The sequence below is a fragment of the Anabaena sp. 4-3 genome (assembly GCF_001597745.1).
In the GTDB taxonomy this organism is placed as follows: domain Bacteria; phylum Cyanobacteriota; class Cyanobacteriia; order Cyanobacteriales; family Nostocaceae; genus Trichormus.
Map to the genome: position 1 here is coordinate 1 of NZ_LUHJ01000056.1, position 17,233 is coordinate 17,233.

Below are 17,233 nucleotides of genomic sequence, written 5' to 3' on the forward strand. Positions count from 1 at the left end.
GTCGCCGCCCAAAAATTCATCTCGTCGCCTCTTCGGGTAGGCGAGAGGCTTCTTTTTGATTCAGCTAAGGGGGGTTAGGTTTCTCAAGTCCTGGTTGATTTACAATCTGGGTTAATATTTTCTCTCCTGTGGTTCAAACATGGTAATTGCGACTGGGCGATATTGAATATCAATACCTGCGGGTGAATAGTAAGCCATTGTATGCTTGAGGAAGTTAGCATCATCGCGTTGGGGATAATCTTCCCGGAAATGTGCGCCACGACTTTCTTGACGATTCAGGGCTGATGCTAAGATAGTTTGTCCGACTACCATCAAACTTCTGAGTTCTAAAGCTTCAACTAATTCTGTATTCCAACAACTACCTTTATCATCTAAGTATATTTGTGTATATTGCTGCTGTAATGCGGTAATTTTTTCCCAACCCTCAGTCATTAATTCCTCAGTACGGAAAACACCGCAAAACTGAGTCATGGAATCTTGAAAGCTTTGGCGTATTTGGTTAATCCGGTATTGTCCAGGTTGTTCTAGTAAAGCTTGAATTTCTTGCTGGGCTTGTTTGATGTAACTTTTTTCATGGATGCTGGGTAACTTACGTTTCTGCACATAATCAGCGATCGCCGCCCCAGTGCGTTTACCATAAACTACACATTCTAATAGAGAATTACTACCTAAACGATTCGCCCCGTGAACCGAAACACAAGCCGTCTCACCAGCAGCAAAGAAACCCTCAACAAAACCATCGCCACTACTGCGGACTCTACCATCAGTATTGACAGGGATACCGCCCATGCAATAATGAATAGTGGGACGGACTGGCATAGGTTGAGTCACAGCATCCACACCGACTAAACGGTGAGCTTCTTCCCAACAGAAGGGAACACGACTCATAATTTTTTCTTTGCCCATGTGGCGCAAATCCAGATAGACAAACGCACCGCCAGCACTACCATCAGGATTTATACCACGCCCGGCGCGAATTTCGTAGGCGATCGCCCGTGAAGTAATATCACGGGGGGCTAGTTCCATGCGACTGGGTGCGTAATTCGCCATAAAGCGATCGCCTTCTGAATTAATTAAATAAGCCCCTTCACCCCGCACAGCTTCCGAAATCAGCACCCCCACCGGATATAAACCCGTAGGATGGAACTGCACAAACTCCATATCTTCCAGGGGTAAACCTGCCAGTGCAGTCATCGCCAAACCATCACCAGTGGAAGCATAATCATTAGAAGTGGTATTATAAACCCGACCATATCCCCCAGTGGCAAACATCACCGCCTTAGCGCGGACAACCTCAATATGTCCATCTAGCAAGCGGTACATGACCAAACCTTTCGCCTCATTGTCTTCTAAAATCAGGCGCATCACATACCATTCTTGATATATCTGCACACCATAACGGCGCAAATTATTCACTAATTCATGTAGAATAGCGTGACCTGTTTTATCTGCGGCGTAACAAGTACGGTTGTGAGAATGTCCCCCAAAAGCCCGTTGTGCAATCCGCCCATCCGGTAAACGGGAGAATAAAACCCCCAGATGTTCCAAATCAATCACCACATCCGGGGCTTCTTGGGCAAGAATTGCTACTGCATCTTGGTCTGCCAGATAATCAGAACCCTTAACAGTATCAAAGGCGTGAGCCTCCCAACAATCAGTAGAATCCACATTTTTTAATGTAGCAGCGATACCACCTTGAGCCGCAACCGAGTGAGAACGAATCGGATGGGTTTTAGCAACTATCGCCACTTTTAAACTAGGATCTGTGCGGGCAATTTCCACAGCCGCCCGACAACCCGCCAAGCCACCCCCGACAATAATCACATCATGTTCCAACATACTTAATTCCCGACTGCAAAACACTCAGTTCTATTGTAGAGATGACTTGAGAAACATCAGGGATTGGGGACTGGGTATTGGGGAGTGGGTGAAATATTGGCTTCCTCCGCTTCCTCATCCTCCTCATCCTCCTCATCCCCCTCATCCCCACACCCCATTCCTCAGCTAGTTGCTTGTACAGGTTTTTGTTGGGAAACATTACCAGGAATCGGTTGAGTCTTCGTACCTGGTTCTACGGCGGTTAATTCAATGTGATTTAAAAGTGTAGTCACAAACGCGAACAACAAGAAAGGAAGAGATAATAAAACCACCAAACCCACCGTAGCTAAAGCATACACTGGTCTTCTTGCGCCCATCAGTGCTAAAGCTGATGCTAAACTGACGACAATCGTGATTAACCACACTATTATTTGACCGTAGATATCACCAAAAGTCAGGGTGCAGACAAACCGATAGTTTTGATTAGGATTTTTATTCATGACGATTCCCTCAAGTTTATCCTATAGGTTCTACGTTAGAGCCATGTTTGGCTAGCAAACAATTTCTAAATATTTTTGCAAGGTTTGTAATATCACGTTACAATCTCGCTTTTTTGTTACCTATTGTAATTTCTAGATAGTTGTAACTAAATAAATTTCAGGTAATTAATGCTACGAATGTTTTAAAATAAAAATCTATAACCTACAATTTTTTTGCATCATTTTATTCGTGTAAGTTCACTACAATTTTAGGTAAAATAAAAATCCCCCTTTAATGGCAATAAAGGAGGATGATGGCTCAAGGGTCAGAGAAAAATCAAAACTTTATCCAAATTTACCGGCTGTGGAGGCTATGAGAAAGGCTGCATAGGTGAGGACATAGCCCACGGTAAAGTGTGCTAAACCTACTAACCAACCTTGCACAATTGACATCGCTACAGGCTTATCTTTCCAACGCACTAAGTTAGCTAATGGTGTGCGTTCATGCGCCCAAACTAGGGTTTCTATTAATTCTTGCCAATAACCACGCCAGCTAATCAGGAACATGAAACCAGTCGCCCAAACTAGGTGTCCAAATAGGAACATCCACGCCCAAACTGAGAGGTTACTTGTACCGTAGGGGTTATAACCGTTGATTAATTGTGCAGAGTTCGCCCACAGGTAATCTCGCAACCAACCCATCAAATATGTTGAGCTTTCGTTAAACTGGGCTATATTACCTTGCCAAACTCCTAAATGCTTCCAATGCCAGTAGAATGTTACCCAACCCAAGAGGTTTAACATCCAGAAGAAGGCGAGGAAAAATGATTGTTCCCAAGCGGAGGTTTGACAAGTACCACCGCGTCCAGGCCCATCACAGGGGAAGGTGAAACCAAAGTCTTTTTTATCGGGGAATAGCTTACTCGCACGGGCATCTAATGCACCTTTCACACATATTAATGTAGTAGTGTGCAGACCGAGTGCGATCGCATGATGTACTAAGAAATCTCCAGGCCCTATAGTTAAAAACAGGGAGTTAGTACCGGAGTTAATCGCATCTAACCACCCAGGCAGCCAAACGTTGCCGTGGTTGGGGTAAGCTGTAAAAGCAATGCTGTGAGGATTAGATAACAGAGTATCCATACCATACAGCAATTTACCGTGAGCAGATTGGATAAATTGAGCAAATACTGGCTCAATCAAAATCTGCTTTTCAGGGGTACCGAAAGCAACTACTACGTCGTTGTGAACGTATAAGCCCAGTGTATGGAAACCTAAGAATAACGACACCCAACTTAAGTGAGAGATAATCGCTTCCTTATGTTGGAGGACTCGATCTAATACGTTACCTCGGTTTTGTTCTGGGTCATAGTCCCTTACCCAGAAAATCGCCGCGTGGGCAAATGCCCCAATCATCAAGAAACCGGCTATATATTGATGATGGGTGTATAGTGCTGCTTGGGTGGTGTAGTCCTTAGCCATGAAGGCGTAAGGAGGTAACGAGTACATGTGTTGCGCTACCAAGGAAGTTGCGGTTCCTAAAGCGGCGAGGTGAATACTTAATTGGAAGTGCAGAGAGTTGTTATAGGTATCATACAGCCCGTAGTGGGGCAGGTTAAACTGACCTTCGGTGCGGATGCCAAAGAAATTTCTAGCGTTTAGCATTTCTTTGATACTGTGACCGATACCGAAGTTAGTGCGGTATTGATGACCGGCGATAATGAAAATAACTGCGATCGCTAAATGGTGATGTGCCATATCAGTCAACCACAGAGATTCTGTCTGAGGATGGAAGCCACCCAAAAACGTTAAAATCGCCGTTCCCGAACCTTGAGAAGTGCCAAAGATATGTGCTGCTGTATCGGGATTTTGAGCATACACACCCCAATTACCAGTCCAGAAAGGTGTTAACCCGGCCGGGTGAGGTAACGTTGTCAAGAAATTATCCCAACCAACATGAACCCCACGAGACTCAGGTATTGCAACGTGGATTAAATGACCCGCCCAAGCCAAAGAACTGACACCAAATAAACCCGCCAAGTGATGGTTAAGACGAGGTTCAGCACTCTTAAACCAAGTTAAACTAGGACGGTATTTCGGCTGTAAATGTAACCAACCAGCAAATAGAAATACTGCTGCTAACAACAACAGGAACACCGAACCAACATACAAATCATTATTGGTTCGCATCCCAATGGTATACCACCAGTGATAAACACCAGAGTAAGCAATGTTAACTGGATAGTTAGCACCACCTTGGGTAAAAGCTTCTACAGCTGGTTTACCAAAATGAGGATCCCAAATCGCATGGGCGATAGGACGAATATGTAAGGGATCTTTAATCCACTGTTCAAAGTTACCTTGCCAAGCTACGTGGAACAACAAGCTAGAAGCCCAGAGGAAAATTATCGCTACATGACCAAAGTGAGTAGCAAAGATTTTCTGATATAAATTTTCCTCAGTTATCCCATCATGGCTTTCAAAATCGTTACCTTGCGCCATCGCATACCAGATGCGCCGCGTAGTTGGATCTTGAGCAAGATCCTGGCTAAATTTAGGATATTTCGCTGCCATGTATTTTAATCACATCCTTTTCACAAACTCAAGCAATTTGCTATTGCTAATGAGCTAGCACCGCTACGCCGAAGTCAAAATTCAAAAAAATGGTTGGCTTATTTCCGCCGTACTGTACTAGCAACCATTGGCGATTGAGTTACCACCTTTTTACTTTTCTTAATAGAAACGATGGCATTGATAAAGTTCAACAGGCTGAGTTCAGGAAATTAGATTTCCAGGCAATTTTTTCTAATTCGTCTCTATAAATAAACAAATTAACTACTACTAATTCCATCACACTAAAGAAAGAGATTACAACTAATTTCATTGGTAGTGTGGTATACGCCTCAAAGCTGAAGAGTTGCATTAAATGCCGTCATTACTTCAGCTAGTAAACTGGTATCCTGAAAATGAGATGATTTTTTATGGATTGATCAGTCCGTAGTAAATAGCAACCACGAAGAAAAATGCTGAGAATAACAGAATAAAAACGCTACGGACAATAAAAGAGAATATATTATTTTTTGTTTGGTGGATTTTCTCAAAAAAACTAGCTTTTAAAGCTGTATTCTCGTCAAAATTATGTTGATTTGAGGAAAGTTCCCCTTCATCTAATATGGATTTATTGTTGTGTTTCATAAATTTATCTTCAGATTCATCTGACTATCTTCTTGTTATATTTCCTAAATTCAAATTTTCACTACATCATTCTTCCGAACTACTTTAGTTGAACTGATGATTTTGCTCAGGGGTGACTCAGAGTAAAGTTAGGATGTAAGTGTGAACACACATTGTTATTCTCTTGTAGAGTACGGCAGTAGATAGAATTTGGGAAAAATTAACAGCTTATTGACATCTGATGTACCCTACTGATGCGCTAGTTGCATACATCCTGAATGTAAAACCTTTCATTTGACAGAGGTGAAAATTGATAGCAGCAATTACCGTGCTGATTAGGGGCATTGTTAGCTGTGATTATTAGCTGAGATGAATTTAATTATGTTTAAATTTTTACAGCAAGTAGGCGATTATATCCAACATTCATTTTTAGCAGGTAGATATATAGGACAAGGGCTATCGGTGACATTTGACCATCTCAACCGTCGTCCCATTACTGTACAATATCCTTATGAAAAACTCATTCCCTCTGAACGTTTCCGAGGGAGAATTCACTTTGAATATGATAAGTGTATATCGTGTGAAGTGTGTGTACGGGTATGTCCGATTAATTTACCTGTAGTGGATTGGGAATTTGATAAAGTCAACAAAAAGAAAAAACTTAATCACTACAGTATTGATTTTGGAGTCTGTATTTTTTGCGGTAACTGTGTGGAATACTGCCCGACAAATTGTATATCCTTTACTGAAGAATACGAAATCAGCACTTATGACCGCCATCATTTAAACTACGATAATGTAGCGATGGGAAGACTACCGTATAAAGTAACTAATGACCCAATGGTTACACCATTGAGAGAATTAGTCTACTTGCCAGAGGGAGTATTTAACCCCCATGAAGTTCCTGATAATGCTCATCGAGCCGGTCGATTGCCATCAGAGATTTTAGCACAAAATTTAGAAAATAATCATCACTAAGAATCTAGGCAGAAATTAAAGCTGAGAGTGAGGAGTTTAGCCGTAAACATCATTAAATATTCAGGTATTTATCCCTTGTTCAAACCTATAAATTGATAAGTGTTAATTCTAGCATTCACAACCACATGAAATTACTAAAAGGCAATTCTACTAAACAGTTGATCAATACAATCGGAATTGTTGGGGTGAGTGCAGCGATCGCACTCTCTCTTTATCCCCAAATCAACAAACCAGCAACGGCTAAAAGCATCACTCAAAATTCTCCGCCTGAGATTACTAACCCCCAAACCCAGCTAAATCCGATTGATCAGATATTTGTCTTAGAAGCAACTCAAGCCGGAATTGCAGAGATTGAAATGGCAAAAATGGCATTACAAAAAACTCAGAATAATACCATTAAAGAATATGCCCAACTAATGATTAAAAATCATACAGAAGCTAATCAAGAATTAAACGGATTAGCTAGCCAAAAAGGTATTACTTCCCCAACCGATACAGCCCCTAAGCATCAAGCCATCATTGCCCAATTATCACAATTATCTGATAGTAATTTTGACCAAGCATACATTAACGAAGCCGGAATCAACGGACAGATGGAAAATCTAATTATTCATACCCGTCAATTACAGTTAGGTGAAGATCCAGACTTAAAAGCCTTCGCCGTCAAAAATATCCGCCTCATAGATGCAAACTTGCAAATGATTTCCGCACTATCAATATAGTAAGGAGTAAAGAGTAGGGAAGAAAGATTTTCATCGTATTTCTTGCGCCTAAAAAAGCGGGTTCCGCCTTAGCTGTGTGCGCGAACCTGGAAAAATCTTCTTCACCAACACGAAAAAATTAACGCGACACATCTACCCCCAAAGTAAATTCATCAAATTTCACCACATCCGCATCAGGTTTGCGGGTATCAAAACGATAGCTACTAACCGTCCCACTCCCAGTATCAAAAATACTAAAAACCGTAATCTCATTACTAGCAATATAAGGCATTATCTGACCATCTTCCCCCACCAAAGGATTAATTGTCGGTGAAACAGGTTCTAAACCATTCGGGTCGCCAACTGCTGTATAATCTTCCTGATAACCAACAGGAACTTCCCGTTTTTTACCATTCCAAGCAGCACCATAAGAATTACCAACATTAGATGTTTCTAAAAAGTGCATCCCACTTTGACTGATAAAACGATTCCATAAATGGGAATGACCAAAAAAGACAAGTTGCACCTTAGCAGCCTCTAATAAAGGAATCACATCACGAATAATATAATCTGAGTGCTTAGGATACTCATAACGCACATCTGTAATTTTCCCCTCAGCGTCCCTTGCAATTATTTGTACAGGTTCAGTGTAAGCCGGAACGATATTATCACCCAGGGTATGGGGTGGATGATGAAACATCACAACTTTGTATTTAGCTTGTTGAAATTCTGGGCTATTGAGTTCTTTAACTAACCAATTATACTGCTCACTACCTTTAGTAATGGGTTCATAAATTACCTGCCCATAACCCCAATTTTCTGGTTGATTTAAATCTTTTTCTGTTTCTTTATATCTCCCCTTATAAGGTGAGTCTAATTTAGCAGTCCGCCACATATTAGTAACGTACAGAACCACTAAACGCACATCACCAAAACTAACTGCATAATACCTTTTACCACCCTCTTGACTTTCGGGTAGGGTAAAAATTTCTTCGTAGGTAACTGTATTAAAAGAATTATCGATTAAAGATTTACCGCTATAAAGTCTTTGAGCAACAGCACGGGGAATAGTATCATTAAACTCATCATCTAAACTGCCCGTTCTGCCCAACCTACCCATCACTTCATGATTGCCAATGCAAGTAAATAACGGTGCGTGTTGAATAATTTGCCCACCAGTGTAAACTATGTTTTGGTCATGATAATTCATTTCATAGTGGGCGCGACCTTGCAAACCAGGAAATAACGCATTTCCCCGATTATCATCAAACCATTCCGAGGCACGGTCAGGCACATTAACCAAATCACCAGCAAACCAAACAGCATCAACTTTTCCGATAGTTTCTACAACTTTTTGTAGGTTTGCAGGTGCCATTGGTTTAAGTTGATGGTCAGAAGTCAGGAGAATTTTTTGCGGTGTACCTGATAGGGGTGTGGGTGCAAGAGTAAAAACATCACTGCTAATACTTTTACCGTCTTCTCTCTCACTTGTCACCCGATAATTAACCCGCACACCAGGAGTTAACCCAGTCACCTCAGCTTCATGTCGCCAGATATCACGCTGCACAGGTTGTGAATAAACCTCTCCGACTTGGGTTTGGTTTCCTACCCTAGAATTTTGGTCTTCTCGTGTGCGGCTAAGTTTAGTAGTAGTAGCTGTAACCCTGTGCTGTAAATTGTCACCATAGCTAACTGTATGCTGACTACCAGCAAACTCAGTAAACCAAACTACTCTAACTGAATTCCCAGTTGGTAATTGCAAAAATGGGTCAGTCAGCAGTTGCGGTGCTGATATCATAGTGGTTTGCCCAAAAGAATGCACATTAATCAGCGTAAAGCATAGAGCAAACACCAGAGCATATCTTAATAGCTTACCTTTAATAGCGAATATCAAAACCTCCTCCTCTCTGCGCCTTTGCGCCTCTGCGTGAGATAATCTAGCAATTACCATCACTGTGAAGCAACACCACCCCAAAAGCTTGCAATTTGAGAAAATAGTACATTAAGTTGAGTATCACCAAACTCACTTGATATCCTCATTTCCTCTAGGAAAATATGACTCATCCTTTCCTCAAACACCTGCATAGCCCGGAACGCCCGGTTATCGTCTTCGACGGTGCAATGGGAACCAACCTGCAAACCCAAAATCTCACAGCTGAAGACTTTGGCGGAACTCAGTACGAAGGTTGTAACGAATACTTAGTCCACACCAAACCCGAAGCCGTCGCCAAAGTTCACCGCGACTTTCTCGCTGTCGGTGCAGATGTCATCGAAACTGATACTTTCGGCGGTACTTCCATAGTCTTGGCTGAGTATGACTTAGCCGATCAAGCATATTATCTCAACAAAACCGCCGCCCAACTCGCCAAAAGTGTGGCGGCGGAATTTTCCACCCCAGACAAACCCCGGTTTGTCGCCGGTTCTATCGGCCCCACAACCAAACTACCGACTCTGGGACATATCGACTTTGATACCATGAAAACAGCTTTTGCTGAACAAGCAGAAGCCTTGATAGATGGTGGAGTTGATTTATTTATCGTTGAGACTTGCCAAGATGTGCTGCAAATTAAAGCCGCATTGAATGGTATTGAAGAAGTCTTTGCCAAAAAAGGGGAACGTCTACCCCTGATGGTATCCGTGACAATGGAAAGCATGGGGACAATGCTGGTAGGTTCAGAAATCAACGCAGTGCTGACCATTTTAGAACCTTACCCCATAGATATTTTAGGGCTGAACTGTGCCACAGGCCCCGACTTGATGAAACCACACATTAAATATTTATCGGAACATTCACGGTTTGTGGTTTCTTGTATTCCTAATGCGGGTTTACCTGAAAACGTCGGTGGTCAAGCACACTACCGTCTCACGCCTGTAGAATTACGCATGGCGTTAATGCACTTTGTTGAAGATTTAGGTGTCCAAGTAATAGGGGGTTGCTGTGGGACACGTCCAGAACACATTCAACAACTAGCAGAAATCACCAAAGAACTCAGGCCAAAAATTAGACAGCCGAGTTTAGAACCAGCCGCCGCATCAATTTATTCTACTCAACCCTACGACCAAGATAATTCTTTCTTGATTGTCGGTGAACGTCTCAACGCCAGTGGTTCTAAAAAGTGCCGTGATTTGCTGAATGCAGAAGACTGGGATGGACTGGTGTCAATGGCGCGATCGCAAGTAAAAGAAGGCGCACATATCCTAGATGTTAACGTTGATTATGTCGGACGCGACGGTGTGCGGGATATGCACGAGTTGGTGTCTCGCTTGGTAAATAATGTCACCCTACCCTTAATGCTTGACTCCACCGAATGGGAAAAAATGGAGGCGGGTTTAAAGGTAGCTGGTGGTAAGTGTTTGCTGAACTCCACCAACTACGAAGATGGCGAACCCCGCTTTTTGAAAGTGCTGGAGTTAGCCAAGAAATACGGCGCAGGTGTCGTCATTGGCACAATTGACGAGGAAGGAATGGCGCGCACAGCCGAGAAAAAGTTTCAAATTGCCCAGCGTGCTTACCGTCAAGCTGTAGAATATGGTATACCTGCCCATGAGATATTTTTTGATACTCTAGCTTTACCAATTTCTACGGGGATTGAAGAAGACCGGGAAAATGGCAAGGCAACTATAGAAGCGATTCGCCGCATTCGTCAAGAATTGCCGGGTTGTCACATTATGTTGGGTGTGTCCAATATATCCTTCGGTTTAAACCCAGCCGCTAGGATTGTACTCAACTCGATGTTCTTGCATGAGGCAATGTCAGCTGGTATGGATGGTGCGATCGTCAGTGCTAGCAAGATTTTACCACTGTCGAAGATAGAACCACACCATCAAGAAGTTTGCCATCAATTAATTTATGATGAACGCAAATTTGAGGGTGATGTCTGCGTTTATGACCCCTTAACAGAATTAACCAAATTATTTGAGGGTGTCAAAACCAAACGCAACACAGGTATTGATGAAAACTTACCCATCGAGGAACGTCTCAAACGCCATATCATTGACGGTGAACGTATCGGTTTAGAAGCACAACTCACAAAAGCTTTAGAACAATATCCCCCACTGGAAATTATTAACACCTTCCTGTTAGACGGGATGAAAGTAGTGGGTGAGTTATTCGGTTCAGGACAAATGCAGTTACCGTTTGTGTTGCAGTCAGCCGAAACCATGAAAGCTGCTGTAGCTTATCTTGAACCGTTCATGGAAAAATCTGAGGCTGGAAATAACGCCAAGGGGAAAGTAATTATCGCCACGGTGAAGGGCGATGTTCACGACATTGGTAAAAACCTAGTAGATATCATCTTATCTAACAACGGTTACAAGGTGATTAACTTAGGGATTAAACAGCCCGTGGAAAACATCATCGAAGCCTACAACCAGCATCAAGCTGATTGTATCGCCATGAGTGGGTTATTGGTGAAATCCACGGCGTTCATGAAAGAAAATTTAGAGGTGTTCAACGAAAAAGGTATTACCGTACCTGTAATTTTAGGTGGTGCGGCGTTAACACCAAAATTTGTCAATCAAGACTGCCAAAATACTTACAAAGGTAAGGTAGTTTACGGTAAAGATGCTTTTTCTGACTTGCATTTCATGGACAAATTAATGCCAGCAAAAGCATCTGGTAAATGGGATGATTTACAAGGTTTCCTAGATGAAGTCGGTACTCAAGCATCAGAAACTAGCCACCAAAAATCCCCAGTTCCTACTTCTTCCCAGTCAAGAGTCCCCAGTCAAGAGTCCCCAGTCCCCATAGACACCCGACGTTCCGAAGCCGTAGCGGTAGATATTGAACGTCCGACACCGCCATTCTGGGGAACGCAACTTTTACAGCCTAGCGACATTCCTATTGAGGAAGTATTTTGGCATTTAGACTTACAGGCGTTGATTGTTGGACAGTGGCAATTCCGCAAGCCCAAGGAACAATCTAAGGAAGAATATCAAGCTTTCTTAGATGAAAAAGTGTATCCCATTTTGGAAACTTGGAAGCAGCGCATTATCACTGAAAATCTGTTGCATCCCCAGGTAATTTACGGGTATTTTCCTTGTCAGTCGGAAGGTAATACTTTGTATATCTATGAAAGCAATAGCCAAAACGCGCCAGAAATAGCTAAGTTTGATTTTCCCCGGCAAAAGTCGTTAAGAAGATTGTGTATAGCTGATTTCTTTGCACCCAAAGATTCGGGGGTAATTGATGTGTTCCCGATGCAAGCGGTGACTGTAGGGGAAATTGCTACGGAGTACGCCCAGAAGTTATTTGCTGATAATCAATACACAGATTATCTGTATTTTCACGGTATGGCTGTGCAGGTAGCGGAAGCCCTAGCTGAGTGGACACACGCCAGAATTCGCCGGGAATTAGGCTTTAGTGCTGATGAACCCGATAATATTCGGGATGTGTTAGCACAGCGTTATCGTGGTTCTCGGTATAGTTTTGGCTATCCGGCTTGTCCGAATATTCAAGACCAGTATAAGCAACTGGAGTTGTTGCAGACTGACAGAATTAATTTATATATGGATGACAGTGAGCAACTTTATCCTGAACAGTCTACAACGGCGATTATCACTTATCACCCAGTAGCTAAATACTTCAGTGCTTGATTTAGCTAATTGTCAAGTCAGAACCAGTTCGTAGTAAGGACTTTAGTCCTTAGAAAATCAGGACTAAAGTCCTTACTACAAACAAATATCCTGCATCATTCTCAATCAGCATCAGGTGGACATTGCCCACCCTACGGTGATTGAGAATGGTGGAAGCTATCAGCTAAAAATTCAGTTGTGCTTCTGTTACCCAAGCCCCATGAAAACCATAAGGTACTCGGTGGGGAATTAATACTCTTGCTATGGGTTCACTGGTGACATCTTGGGCATTGATGACTACTAATTCGGAACTATCTTCAGCAGTATCATGAACATAAGTCACTAACCACCCATCATCTTCATTAGTTGCGCTAGGACGGGGTACAAATACAGTTTCACCCCCATAGCGTCCCTCTCCAAATTGGTGGGTTTGGGATTTACCACTGTTGAAGTCGTATTTAATTACACCTTCAAATAAAGGTAAAGAACTTTGCGCCATTTTACCAGCGTAACCGTATCTGGTGAATCGTCCTAGGAGGTTTTCATTGACGCGGGGGAATTCTGCGGCTGCATCGTCTAGCATTTCTTCTGTGACTTTCCCGGTGGTGAGGTTAAACCGCCAGCGATGTAAACGTGGGATGTCTGCTTCAGTATCAATTTTGGCATCGTCAGCACCTAAGACGGTGGTGGAATTCATGCGACAAGCAATCAGCACTACTTCGTCTTGGTCTTCGTAGGCGTTGTAGGTGTGGAAGATGTAACAAGAGGGAGTTTCAAACCAGCGAACGTTATTGTTATCACCATGACGAGGTATAATACCGAAACGACTAGGGCGATCGCTCTCAAACATCAGCATGGGTTCTCCCCGTTGCATCCTTTCTGGGCTGAATGTCAAGGGTAAATCCATGAAAATTGTATAATTTTCGGTGATCGCAAAGTCGTGCATCATCACACCCATCGGTAAATCAATCGGTACTGTCCGCAGTAATTCACCCTTTGCTGACACGACGCTGTACTGTAAAAACGGTGGTGCAAATGAGTAGCCAAAAAACATCATTTCACCTGTCACCGGGTCTACTTTCGGATGGGCTGTAAAAGCAGAAGTTAGTTTATGATTGTAGGTGAACTCGCCAATAGTTTTTAGTTCTGGTACTTTGATCGCGTGAGGTGCGCCACCTTCCCAAACTGCTAATAGTTGTCCGGCGTGCCAGATTAAGGCAGTATTAGCCGTATTTCCACTGGGTAAATCGGGCTGGGGTGGTTCTAGAAGCCCACTCCAGAGTGCTTTACCTGCTTCATGCTCCATTTGCCACTTTTGAGTGCGGATGTAGCGATTACGATAGGTGGCTTTACCATTACTAATTCTGACACCGTGTAACATTCCATCGCCATCAAACCAGTGATAGTGACCAATCGGTGCATACTGGGGATTAGGGCCATTACGGACAAACATCCCTGATAAGTCTGGCGGTAGTTCCCCAATTACTTTTAAGGTATCGGTGCTAATTTCTTCACGCACAGGGGCAAAGTTGCCATCCAAATAGGGATTGACTGCTGTTGTCGTCATGGTGTTGCATCGCAAAATAAGTACATATATCTATGTTAGCGATCGCCTGTTTTGTCCTGTATAATCTTCTCTAAACAAAACCATAGACATCCATTTAGCTTTTTTGCCAAAAGTCGGTGACACTGTATCCTAGTTCCTCCAACATTTGCCGTAGCAAGGGTAAACTTAGTCCGATGACGTTACTGTGACACCCGGCGATTTTTTCGATAAATAAACTACCAAAACCTTCCAAGGCAAAAGCACCCGCACATTTTAGGGGTTCGCCTGTAGCTACATAGGCTTGAATCGTGCGATCGCTAATTTCCGCAAAGTAAACTCTTGTTACTTGACACTTGACTAATGTTTGATTTTGTGTATTATCAATCAAAACATGACCTGTGTACAAGTCGCCAACGTTACCGCGCATCATTTGCCAACGAGCGATCGCTTCCTCGGCATCGGCTGGTTTACCATGAATCTTACCATCAATAGCCAAGACCGAATCACAACCCATAATCAAAGCTGATGGAAACTGAGGAACTACAGTTTCCGCTTTGTGTTGGGCAAGAATTTGTACTAACTGTGCCGGTTCAGTTACTTGAATTTGTGACTCATCAAAATCACTAGGACTAACTATAGGTTCAATACCAACAGTTTGCAGCAAACGCCGTCTAGCTGGAGAAGCAGACGCGAGTACGAATTGGGGAATGTTCATAATGACAAGACAAGTGTAATTGAGATATTGGGCATCAGTCAGCTTTCTCATGCCCAATACCTATTGCCTATTAATACACTGAAAAAGAATTTACAACATCTTCCATAGTCCGTTGAACTTTTTGCCAACGTTTCTCAGGAATGGAGGCGTTAAAGGTAAAAAGTTTACCCCGACTCACAGCTACACTAGCGATGTTGTGGCGTTGCTGCTGATTGGGAAGTTTAACTAAATACTCTAGAAGATAGTAAGTTTTCCCATTTGATTCTTTTTCCCCAGCATTCACTAATTCAGCTGTACGACCAGAATCAGGAGGTGCTAACGCTGCTTTCCCTAATTTATAACCTACTTCCGTTGGTGTTCCCAATTCCTGTAAGGATTGGTTTTCTGGAACAGGACTAATCACTACAGAAACATTTTCTGATACTTCAATCAAATCATGAAACACGACATCAGGGCCGTTAGAGACTTTTACCTGCAACCAACCATTAGGGTATAAAAACTCATAGCCATCAGTGGTGTCTACAAAGCTTTTAAATCCCGCAGCCGTAGCTACATCAGGATTACTCAGGCTGAAACTTAACACCAATAGCAAAATAAATACAATTTTTTTCCACATTTTTACAGATTCCTTGAGGCTGGAAGCAACACAAGACAAGCATAATTGCATTTTTTCATTTTCCCATCAACTGTGTCGCTTCGCATGATGAAAGCAGATCATGCTTGTGGGAAGGTGTAGGGGAGATGAGGAAGCAGGGAAGGCAGGGGAAGCCGAATTTATTCAATAGTCGCTTGACTATTGAATTTGCAGCACAACTAGCGTCATATCATCAGTATTGTTTCTCTCATATCCGATAAATTGCTGCACCTGTTCAAATAAGTAATCAACAATTTCCTGCGGGTTTTGACAATACCTGCAAGCCTCTTGGAAGGCAATCACCAAGTTTTCCTCGTCGAAGCGATCGCCACTAGCTGCCGCCGCATCAGTCAAACCATCTGTATAATATATAACTGTATCCCCAGGTTCTAACTGTGCCTGAGCATCTTCATATTCACTATTAGCATCTAAGCCAATTAACATCCCCAAGGTATCTAGACGGGTAATAGTTTTAGTCGCTGCGTGCCACCACAAGGGAGGGTTATGTGCGGCATTACTATAAGATAAAACCCGATTTTGCGGGTTATATTCTGAATAAAACAGTGTGATGAAGCGGTGCGAATTTTCCAAATCCGCATACATAACTCGATTCAAGTTTTGCAAAACTCCCCCAGGAGAATTACCATGCAAAACTTCACCTCGCAGCATCCCCCGCATCATTGTCATAATCAACCCAGCCGGCACACCTTTACCCATGACATCGCCAATTACCAACCCCCAACGTCCAGCATCCTGACTACCTCTATTGTTATGTAGATAAATTTGATTTTGATTAGTGGGAATAAAATCGTAGTAGTCTCCACCCACACGATTGGCAGGTCTACAGCGTGCTGCTACCATAGCACCAGGAATAGAAGGACATTGGCGTGGTAAAAGTCGTCTTTGAATCTCCGCACCAATTTCTAATTCTTGATCTAAACGTTCTTTTTTCCTCAGTTCTACTGCTAATTCATCATTTTCAATCGCTACCGCCGTTTGATCTGCCACTAGCCGCACTAATTTTTGTCTGGTTTCTGTCCAGCTATATTCGGGATCGCGACTCAGTACATATAGCCATCCCCGTTCGGTGTGCTTGACTAAAATTGCTGTACCGAAAATTTGCACATCTGGCCCTAATTGGTGGTGCATCTGTGCGTCTAGAATTCCTGTAGCCGTTGCTAGAGGTGCTGTATTGGCTACAAGTGTGACTTGACTGCTGGCTATTTCTAAAGCTTTGCGGATGTTTTTACGTTGGCGGCTATCTTGCCAGTGTAATTGCTCTAATCTGATTTGACCATTGGGTTTGTAAAGAAATAAAGCACTACCATCAGCATCTGTCACTCTTGTCGCCATCAGGGGAATTAGTTCCAAGAACTGATTTAAATTATTAAAGCTTCTCAGAGCAAAACCTAGAGAACTGAGCAAATCTTGGATTTTATTCTGTTCCCGGTGCAGTCGTGACACAAGTTCTTTGAGTGCTACGACTGGTGTGACATCTGTCGTTGTAGCACTATTATTGCTTTCTGTTGGGTGAGAAGGTACTTGAGACACAGTTACAGTTAGTATCGCACTGGAAAAAACAAATTTTAGATTACTTATACAATTTTTATTTCG

11 protein-coding genes are annotated in these 17,233 nt (G+C 42.7%); 3 read left to right on the plus strand and 8 right to left on the minus strand.

Annotated features, from left to right (window positions below):
* Positions 1-111: 111 nt before the first annotated feature.
* From A3775_RS14770 to psaB, 3 genes are all read right to left on the minus strand, one after another.
* The gene (locus A3775_RS14770; RefSeq protein ID WP_066384252.1) at positions 112-1,839 is read right to left on the minus strand and encodes a succinate dehydrogenase/fumarate reductase flavoprotein subunit; all 1,728 of its coding nucleotides are present in this window, start codon (positions 1,837-1,839) and stop codon (positions 112-114) included.
* Between the two features lie 161 nt (positions 1,840-2,000).
* Positions 2,001-2,318, minus strand: coding sequence for a hypothetical protein (locus tag A3775_RS14775; RefSeq protein WP_066384254.1), 318 nt, complete (start codon positions 2,316-2,318; stop codon positions 2,001-2,003).
* A 324-nt stretch (positions 2,319-2,642) separates the two neighbouring features.
* Complete coding sequence (psaB, locus tag A3775_RS14780) at positions 2,643-4,871, minus strand: photosystem I core protein PsaB (protein WP_066425593.1); 2,229 nt, start codon at positions 4,869-4,871, stop codon at positions 2,643-2,645.
* 981 nt (positions 4,872-5,852) lie between these two features.
* Here psaB and ndhI point away from each other — a divergent pair.
* Positions 5,853-6,449 (plus strand): NAD(P)H-quinone oxidoreductase subunit I, encoded by a 597-nt coding sequence (gene ndhI, locus A3775_RS14790; protein WP_066384443.1) that lies wholly within the window; start codon positions 5,853-5,855, stop codon positions 6,447-6,449.
* A 125-nt stretch (positions 6,450-6,574) separates the two neighbouring features.
* Positions 6,575-7,171, plus strand: a complete 597-nt coding sequence (locus tag A3775_RS14795) for a DUF4142 domain-containing protein (RefSeq protein WP_197480165.1) — start codon at positions 6,575-6,577, stop codon at positions 7,169-7,171.
* A gap of 118 nt (positions 7,172-7,289) precedes the next feature.
* On the opposite strand, the gene A3775_RS14800 is transcribed toward A3775_RS14795, so the two are convergent.
* Complete coding sequence (locus A3775_RS14800) at positions 7,290-8,948, minus strand: metallophosphoesterase family protein (protein WP_066425655.1); 1,659 nt, start codon at positions 8,946-8,948, stop codon at positions 7,290-7,292.
* A gap of 257 nt (positions 8,949-9,205) precedes the next feature.
* Here A3775_RS14800 and metH point away from each other — a divergent pair, with 257 nt between their 5' ends.
* Positions 9,206-12,745, plus strand: coding sequence for a methionine synthase (gene metH / locus A3775_RS14805; RefSeq protein WP_066425595.1), 3,540 nt, complete (start codon positions 9,206-9,208; stop codon positions 12,743-12,745).
* A 163-nt stretch (positions 12,746-12,908) separates the two neighbouring features.
* Here the strand turns inward: metH and A3775_RS14810 are convergent, their stop codons facing one another.
* The 4 genes from A3775_RS14810 to A3775_RS14825 form a co-directional block, all read right to left on the minus strand.
* Positions 12,909-14,291, minus strand: coding sequence for a carotenoid oxygenase family protein (locus A3775_RS14810; protein ID WP_066425597.1), 1,383 nt, complete (start codon positions 14,289-14,291; stop codon positions 12,909-12,911).
* A gap of 94 nt (positions 14,292-14,385) precedes the next feature.
* A complete protein-coding gene (locus tag A3775_RS14815; RefSeq protein WP_066425659.1) occupies positions 14,386-14,985 on the minus strand; it encodes a nucleoside triphosphate pyrophosphatase in 600 nt (199 codons plus the stop codon).
* A 70-nt stretch (positions 14,986-15,055) separates the two neighbouring features.
* Positions 15,056-15,601: a photosystem II reaction center PsbP gene (gene psbP / locus A3775_RS14820; RefSeq protein ID WP_066384452.1), complete on the minus strand. Its 546-nt coding sequence runs from the start codon at positions 15,599-15,601 to the stop codon at positions 15,056-15,058.
* A 177-nt stretch (positions 15,602-15,778) separates the two neighbouring features.
* Positions 15,779-17,170 (minus strand): PP2C family protein-serine/threonine phosphatase, encoded by a 1,392-nt coding sequence (locus A3775_RS14825; RefSeq protein ID WP_197480166.1) that lies wholly within the window; start codon positions 17,168-17,170, stop codon positions 15,779-15,781.
* Between the last annotated feature and the right edge of the window lie 63 nt (positions 17,171-17,233).

Bases quoted from the DNA above. Each gene is read 5' to 3' on its own strand.
- A3775_RS14815 (WP_066425659.1), bottom strand. From the start codon at position 14,985: ATGAACATTCCCCAATTCGTACTCGCGTCTGCTTCTCCAGCTAGACGG.
- A3775_RS14770 (WP_066384252.1), bottom strand. From the start codon at position 1,839: ATGTTGGAACATGATGTGATTATTGTCGGGGGTGGCTTGGCGGGTTGT.
- A3775_RS14800 (WP_066425655.1), bottom strand. From the start codon at position 8,948: ATGATATCAGCACCGCAACTGCTGACTGACCCATTTTTGCAATTACCA.
- psbP (WP_066384452.1), bottom strand. From the start codon at position 15,601: ATGTGGAAAAAAATTGTATTTATTTTGCTATTGGTGTTAAGTTTCAGC.
- ndhI (WP_066384443.1), top strand. From the start codon at position 5,853: ATGTTTAAATTTTTACAGCAAGTAGGCGATTATATCCAACATTCATTT.
- metH (WP_066425595.1), top strand. From the start codon at position 9,206: ATGACTCATCCTTTCCTCAAACACCTGCATAGCCCGGAACGCCCGGTT.
- A3775_RS14795 (WP_197480165.1), top strand. From the start codon at position 6,575: ATGAAATTACTAAAAGGCAATTCTACTAAACAGTTGATCAATACAATC.
- psaB (WP_066425593.1), bottom strand. From the start codon at position 4,871: ATGGCAGCGAAATATCCTAAATTTAGCCAGGATCTTGCTCAAGATCCA.
- A3775_RS14775 (WP_066384254.1), bottom strand. From the start codon at position 2,318: ATGAATAAAAATCCTAATCAAAACTATCGGTTTGTCTGCACCCTGACT.
- A3775_RS14810 (WP_066425597.1), bottom strand. From the start codon at position 14,291: ATGACGACAACAGCAGTCAATCCCTATTTGGATGGCAACTTTGCCCCT.